The sequence below is a fragment of the Aeromicrobium panaciterrae genome (genome assembly GCF_039537165.1).
GTDB classification, from domain to species: Bacteria; Actinomycetota; Actinomycetes; order Propionibacteriales; family Nocardioidaceae; genus Aeromicrobium; species Aeromicrobium panaciterrae.
Genome location: NZ_BAAAZZ010000002.1, coordinates 2982824 through 2989678, shown reverse-complemented (window position 1 = coordinate 2989678; position 6855 = coordinate 2982824). Strand labels below are relative to the sequence as shown.

Here is a 6855-nt window from a genome sequence, read left to right as displayed (position 1 = left end):
CTGCGGACCCTTCGGGGGCTTGGGCGGTGTCGGGTTCGCGATGTCACCGGGTCCCTTGGGCTGCTCGGGGATGGCGATCGGGAAGTTCGGGTCGATCGGGCCGGCGGTTGCCGCCGCGACGTTGACCATGGTGAGGCCGACCGTGGCGAGCGGGACGGCGATGACGAGGTTGCGGATCGTGCGGTTCATGATGACTCCTGGTGTGAGGTGCTTTCGGCTGGTCTGTGGTGTTGCGTGTAGGTAGGAGCACCAGACCCCACAACTCCTGACAACTTTTTCCAGAAATCTTTTTGCGCAGCGCGAAAGCACTGGCGTAGCAGGCTGTTTTGGGCGCGAGGAATCGAGAATCCTTCGTCTCGACGCGCGGAAGGCTTAACCCGGGCAGGGATCGAAGGTGACGACCCTCGATGCCGTGGCCGTGTTGCCGCGTTTGTCGGTGGCGGTGACCTTCATCGTGGTGGGTGATCCACCAGACGTGAAGCCGCTCATGCTCGCCTTCCAGACAGAGTCGGAGCGTGTCATTGTTGCCGTGCCGGAACCACCGGAACCCGACCAACGAAGGATGACTGACCTCAGGCCGCTCTCGTCAGACGCGGTCGCCGTCACCGGGATCGGATTGCAGATCGAGTTGCTTCCGGCATTGGGTCGGCCGACCTTGGGGTCGCGTTCCTCCGTCAGGGTCACGGCGACTTTTCCGCTGCCGCTCCCCCAGGTCACGCCGATCGAGCCGGAGGACTTGCCCTCCTTCACGGCGCCACGGTCGGCGCGAACGGAGATCCTCGTCGCGGCCCCCGGCTGGACGGTGCCGGTGCTCGGACCAGCGGTGAGCCAGCTCGCACTGGACGACAGCTGGTAGCTGACCGCGGTGCCGCCGGAGTTGGTCAGCGTGAAGCTCGAGCTGCTGGCACTACCGCCCAGCGCGATCGCCGTGGTCGACAAGGTCAGGACGCCGGGCGCCGCCGTCTCGGTCGGTGTCGGCGTGGGCGACTCGGTCGGCGTCGGTGACGCAGTCGTCGGCGTCGACGACGACGCGATGTCCTGAGGACCCTTGTCATCGTTCTGCAGGGCAACCGTCGCGGCAGTGCCGCCGATGAGCACCACTGCGGCGACCGCGGCTCCGGCAACCTTGGTCTTGGTTGACACCTTGGGCTTGGTCACCGTGGATGCGGTCGTCGCTGCCGTGGTGGTCTCGGCCGGCAGCACCTCGCCGGTCGGAGTCGTGAAGGCGACGAGCTGCGTGTTCTGGACCACGCGGTCGCGAAGCAGAGCCGGCGCCGTGAACATCGGAACGCCTGCCAACAGCATCCACGGGCTGAGGATCTTCTTGCGACGCTCGCCGCACACCTCGCAGTCATCGACGTGCCGTGAGACGCGCTTGCGGATGAGTGGCGAGAACGTACCGTCCCAGTCGGCGAGCAGGGTGTCGAGATCGACACAGTCGTCGCGACCGAGACGGGCGATCAGCAGGGCACCGAGCGACCGGTCGACCTGGGAACGCAGTCGGCTCAGCATCGTGTAGGCGTTGTCGGCAGATACGCCCATCGCCTCGCCGAGCTCTGCACCTTCAAGTCCCTGGCGCAGGTGGAGGTCGAGCAGCGCACGATCGCGGTCGGCGAGGCCTGCCGCCGCGTCCCACACGATCTTTTGCATCGCGGCGCGTTCGGCCTCCTGGTCCGGTGTCAGGGCGTCGTCAGCCATGTTGACCAGCTGTTCCTCGCCGCCGTAGTCCACACGCTTGCGGGCACGGAGCATGCGGAGGCACTCGCTGCGCACGATCGCGTACAGCCACGGCCGAAGTCGCTCGGGCTCGCGCAGCTGATTGATGCGCTCCGCGACGATCACGAACGAATCCGCCACGGCATCGGCCGCATCCTCGCGCTGGCGCAGCATCGAGTAGGCGAAGTCGTACAGCTTGTTGCCGTACTTGTCGTAGACCGCGGCAAACGCCTCGCGATCCGCCGCCAGGACTCCAGCAACGAGCTCCGCGTCGGTGGGGCCGACTGGTCCGGTCGCGGGAGTCACGTTCGCATCCTAGAGGGATCGAGGTGTACGTCACCCGCAACATCGGTCGGTCCTTTCCTGCACATGGTGGTCATTTCCACATGTAGGAGTCGCGGACCGGCGAAGTCTTACAACTTTTCCCCGACTGCTTGCTTGTGGACCATGATCAGCCGCTGGAACACCGTGATGAGGCTGGCGACGGCGAGTACCCACAGCGTGATCTCGCGCATCCACGCCCAGCCGAACAGGCCACCGAGTCCGGTCATGACCAGGATCGACACGAGCCGGTCCGAGCGCTCGGCGATGCCGCCCTTGGCGGTCATGCCGAGGCTCTCGGCGCGTGCGCGTGCGTACGACGTGATCGACCCCAGCACGAGACAGGCGAGGCTGAGGTAGAGGTAGATGCGCGCGTCACCGAGATCGGACTCCGGGGCCTTGAACGAGTAGCCGCCGGCGTAGTAGATGACGAGGCCGCCGAAGATCGCGGCGTCGCCGACCCGGTCGAGCGTCGAGTCGAGGAACGCACCCCACTTGGACGACTGTCCCGACTTGCGAGCCATGTAGCCGTCCATGATGTCGCTGAACACGAATGCGGTGATCACCAGCACGCCGACGAGGAACTGGCCGCGCGGGAAGAACCACAGGGCTCCAGCGCTCACGCCGATCGTGCCGACGATCGTCACCTGGTCGGGGGTGACTCCTCGCCGCAGCAGGAAATCAGCGAGCGGCGCCCACACATTGGTCCAGAACTGGCGGAAACGTTCGAGCACGATCTAGTCCTTCGCGGTCGGCCAGGCGGCTGCGAGCATCTCTCGCGTGTCGCCCAGGAGCTGGGGCATGGTCTTGGTGTGCCCGATGACGGGCAGGAAGTTGGCGTCGCCACCCCAGCGGGGCACGACGTGCTGGTGCAGGTGCGCGGCAATCCCGGCGCCGGCAACGGGGCCTTGGTTCATGCCGAGGTTGAAGCCGTGCGGGCTGGTCACCTTGCGCATCGTCAGCATCGCCTGCTTCGTGATCGCCGCGACCTCGGCGGTCTCGTCGGGTGTCAGCTCGGTGTAGTCGGCGACGTGCCGGTAGGGGCACACCAGCAGGTGGCCGGCGTTGTAGGGATAGAGGTTGAGCACGGCGTACGCCACCTCGCCACGGTGCACGATCAGGCCCTCTGCGTCATCCATGGCCGGGATGCGGCAGAACGGGCAGTCAGCCTCGTCGGCGGTCTCGGGCTTGTTCTCGCCCTTGATGTACACGATCCGATGCGGCGTCCACAGCCGCTCGAAGGCGTCCGGCTCCCCCGCCCCGTACTGCTCGTCGTCGCTCATACCTGGGCGCGCGTCTCGATCGCCTCGGCGATGCGGGCGATGGCATCGTCGATCGGTACGCCGTTGTCCTGGTCACCGCTGCGGTAGCGGAATGACACCGCACCGGCCTCGATGTCGTCGTCACCGGCGATCAGCATGAACGGGACCTTCTGGGTCTGGGCGTTGCGGATCTTCTTCTGCATCCGCTCATCAGAGTTGTCGACCTCGACCCGGATGCCCTTGGCCTTGAGCCTCTTGGCGAGCTCATGGAGGTAGTCGGCGTGCCGTTCGGCGACGGGAATACCGACGACCTGCACCGGGGCGAGCCACGGAGGGAAGGCGCCGGCGTAGTGCTCGACCAGCACACCGATGAACCGTTCGATCGAGCCGAACTTGGCGGAGTGGATCATCACCGGCTGCTGGCGTGAGCCGTCAGCGGCGACGTACTCGAGGTTGAACCGGTCCGCCGAGGGCATGTTGAAGTCGTATTGGATCGTCGACATCTGCCAGGTACGACCGATCGCATCGCGCGCCTGCACCGACACCTTCGGGCCGTAGTAGGCCGCGCCGCCTGGGTCGGGCACGAGCTCGAGACCGCTCTCGATGCAGACGTCCTCGAGGACCTTGGTGGCAACCGCCCACTCCTCGTCGGTGCCGATGAACTTGTCGGGCTTGGAGTCGTCGCGCGTCGACAGCTCGAGATAGAAGTCGTCGAGGCCGAAGTCGCGGAACAGGCTGAGGCAGAAGTCGAGCAGGTGCTTGATCTCTGCGGGTGCCTGCTCGGGGGTCACGTACGAGTGCGAGTCGTCCTGGGCGAAACCGCGTACGCGGGTCAGGCCGTGGATCACGCCGGACTTCTCGTTGCGGTAGACGTGACCGAACTCGAAAAGCCGCAGCGGCAGCTCACGATAGGACCGTTGGCGGGACCGGAAGATCAGGTTGTGCATCGGGCAGTTCATGGCCTTGATGCGGTAGTCGCCACCGTCGAGCTCGAGCGGGGGAAACATTCCCTCGCCGTAGTACGGAAGGTGGCCAGAGGTGTAGAACAGGCCCTCCTTCGCGACGTGCGGAGTGCCGACGTACTCGAAGCCTTCCTCGATGTGACGGCGGCGTACGTAGTCCTCCATCTCGCGCTTGATGACACCACCGCGCGGGTGGAACACCGGCAGGCCCGAGCCGATCTCGTCCGGGAAGCTGTAGAGGTCGAGCTCCTGGCCCAGGCGACGGTGGTCGCGGCGCTGCGCCTCCTCGATGCGGTGCAGGTGCTCGTCGAGCGCCTCCTTTGTCTCCCAGGCAGTGCCGTAGATGCGTTGCAGCTGCTTGTTCTTCTCGTCGCCGCGCCAGTAGGCGGCCGCGCTGCGCATCAGCTTGAACGCGGGGATGCGCTTGGTGGTCGGCAGGTGCGGGCCACGGCACAGGTCGCCCCACGCCACGGACCCGTCACGCTTGAGGTTGTCGTAGATCGTCAGCCCGCCCTCGCCGACCTCGACGCTGGCACCTTCGGCAGCGTCGCCGGCCGTGGACTTCAGGCCGATCAGCTCGAGCTTGTAGGGCTCGTCGGCGAGCTCCTTGCGGGCGGCGTCGTCGCTGATCTCACGGCGGTCGAACTTCTGACCTTCCTTGACGATCTTGCGCATCCGGGTCTCGATCTTCTCGAGATCCTCGGGGACGAACGGTTCGGCGACGTCGAAGTCGTAGTAGAACCCGTCGGTGATCGGCGGGCCGATGCCGAGCTTGGCATCGGGGAACAGCTCCTGCACGGCTTGCGCCATGACGTGCGCGGTCGAGTGACGCAGGATGTCGCGGCCGTCGGCGGAGTCGATGGCGACGCCCTCGACGGTGTCGCCGTCGACGAGCTCGTACGCGAGGTCCTTCAGCTCGCCGTTGACGCGGGCGGCGATGATGTCGGGCGAGTCGGCGTACAGCTGCCAGGCCTTCGTCCCTTCATCGACCTTCTGGGCATCGGCGGAGCTGACGATGGAGATCTGGGACATGTGGCACCTCAGGGTTGTGACGCGCCCTACGGGTGGCGCGTTCTGCTTGACCCGAGCCTAACGCTTGCCGATGTCGTAGCCGACAAGCCCCGCGTCGGACGAAACCACATACGTCGAGTCGTCGATCTTGACTGCACCCTCGGTCAGCGCGGCCACGGTCATTCCGCTCTTGACGGCCTTGCCGTCGGCTGAACACGGGAACGCCAACCCGGTGCCGCGGCGCGTGTGCTCGCTGCGCCCTTTGAAGATCCACGGCGTGACGTACTCGTGCTCCACGGCGTCGGTCTGACACATGAACGTCTGGCCCTTCGCCTTGACGAACTTGCCTGTGGCCACGTCGATCAGAGCTGGACCACCGGCCAGCGTCGCCACGATTGTCCGTCCGCCCCTCATCAGCACACGTGGCTCAGACATCTGATAGGCAGCCGCCGCCTCTGCAGGCATCTTGTGCGTCCACGATGTCGTGCCGCTCACGGGGTCATAGCCCTCGATCGTCATCGCGACGTTCTGCACGGTCCGCTTGTCGTCGATCACGGTGAAGGTGCCGCTCATCTGACACCGCACCGGGTGCTTGATGGCGTCAACCTTCTCCTCGTCGTCGAAGTCCGTGGGCCGGAAGCACTGATCAGCGCCCTTCTTCTGCCACAGGATCGATCCATCGGCTCCGCTGAACGAGGTGAGGGTCTGCTTGCCGAGGTCGTAGACGTACGGAGAGTCGGCGGTCCCCTTGACTCCGCCGTTCCTCTGACCGAGGTACCCGATGTATCGATCGGGCCCAGCCTCATGGGTGAAGGCCCAGCCGCCGTCACTCGTCCGTCCCGGCCCGAACAAGGTGTCGACCGAGGTGCTCCACAGCGTCTTGCCGTCGCGGTAAACACCGAGTTTCTCAGCTGGCCTGTCACCGGTGGAAAACAGTCCGTCCGCACCGATCAGGCGCGCGTCATCGGGCGCCCCCTCCTTGACGCGGCTGATCTTTCCGGACTCGAGGTCGACCCTCAGGTTGGCGTAGTCACGTTCGCCTTCCAGCGCACCTCGCATGCACACGTCGGTGTCGTCCTCGCACGAGTCTGGGGCCTCTGCCGCATAGACCTTGGGCGACTTCAGCTCGATCTTTCCGGTCCGGGGCTCCACCGCCACGAGCGGCGTCGTGAGGTCGGCTTCTTCCTTGCCCGGCTTGTTGGGCGCAAGGTAGAAGATCACGCGCTTCTCACCTGCAGCTGTCTCGGTCGTATGAGGGATCAGGGCGATTCCGGGAACAGCGTGGTTCGGGCCGAGCGGATGGCTCCACAACTGCTTGCCGCTCTCACCGTCGATGCCGACGATCTTGAGACGAGCGGCCGGCTCCTTGGCGATGACCACCACGGTGAACCCGGTCTTGGCGTCGCCCAACACCACCGGCTGACCGAGCGGATCGACGTCGGCGGTCCAGGCCGGCTTCACGACAGTCGCGTCTCGCTTGAGCGCCTCGGGCTTCTTGGGGCTGCCACCGTCACTGCTGGTGCAGCCCGTCAGGACGAGCATGAGTACGACCATTCCCCCGAATGTCTTCATGCGCCGGACTC

At 65.8% G+C, this 6855-nt stretch carries 6 protein-coding genes; all 6 read right to left on the bottom strand.

Annotated features, from left to right (window positions below; genetic code table 11):
* Nucleotides 1–189 (bottom strand): hypothetical protein (locus ABD683_RS15590; RefSeq protein WP_344770988.1); only part of this gene is annotated, 189 nt, incomplete at its 3' end.
* Between the two features lie 183 nt (nucleotides 190–372).
* Nucleotides 373–2022 (bottom strand): sigma-70 family RNA polymerase sigma factor, encoded by a 1650-nt coding sequence (locus ABD683_RS15585; RefSeq protein WP_344770987.1) that lies wholly within the window; start codon nucleotides 2020–2022, stop codon nucleotides 373–375.
* A gap of 107 nt (nucleotides 2023–2129) precedes the next feature.
* Nucleotides 2130–2771 carry a phosphatidylinositol phosphate synthase gene (gene pgsA, locus ABD683_RS15580; RefSeq protein WP_344770986.1) on the bottom strand — a complete coding sequence of 214 codons (642 nt, stop codon included), beginning with the start codon at nucleotides 2769–2771 and terminating at the stop codon, nucleotides 2130–2132.
* A 3-nt stretch (nucleotides 2772–2774) separates the two neighbouring features.
* Nucleotides 2775–3320 (bottom strand): HIT family protein, encoded by a 546-nt coding sequence (locus ABD683_RS15575; RefSeq protein WP_344770985.1) that lies wholly within the window; start codon nucleotides 3318–3320, stop codon nucleotides 2775–2777.
* Nucleotides 3317–5293, bottom strand: a complete 1977-nt coding sequence (thrS, locus tag ABD683_RS15570) for a threonine--tRNA ligase (protein WP_344770984.1) — start codon at nucleotides 5291–5293, stop codon at nucleotides 3317–3319. Before thrS ends, ABD683_RS15575 begins: the two co-directional genes overlap by 4 nt.
* Before the next feature lie 57 nt (nucleotides 5294–5350).
* Nucleotides 5351–6844, bottom strand: a complete 1494-nt coding sequence (locus tag ABD683_RS15565; protein ID WP_344770983.1) for an outer membrane protein assembly factor BamB family protein — start codon at nucleotides 6842–6844, stop codon at nucleotides 5351–5353.
* Nucleotides 6845–6855 lie beyond the last annotated feature (11 nt).

Excerpts from the sequence above, each read along its gene's own strand:
- ABD683_RS15575 (WP_344770985.1), bottom strand. The coding sequence starts at position 3,320 with ATGAGCGACGACGAGCAGTACGGGGCGGGGGAGCCGGACGCCTTCGAG.
- thrS (WP_344770984.1), bottom strand. The coding sequence starts at position 5,293 with ATGTCCCAGATCTCCATCGTCAGCTCCGCCGATGCCCAGAAGGTCGAT.
- ABD683_RS15565 (WP_344770983.1), bottom strand. The coding sequence starts at position 6,844 with ATGAAGACATTCGGGGGAATGGTCGTACTCATGCTCGTCCTGACGGGC.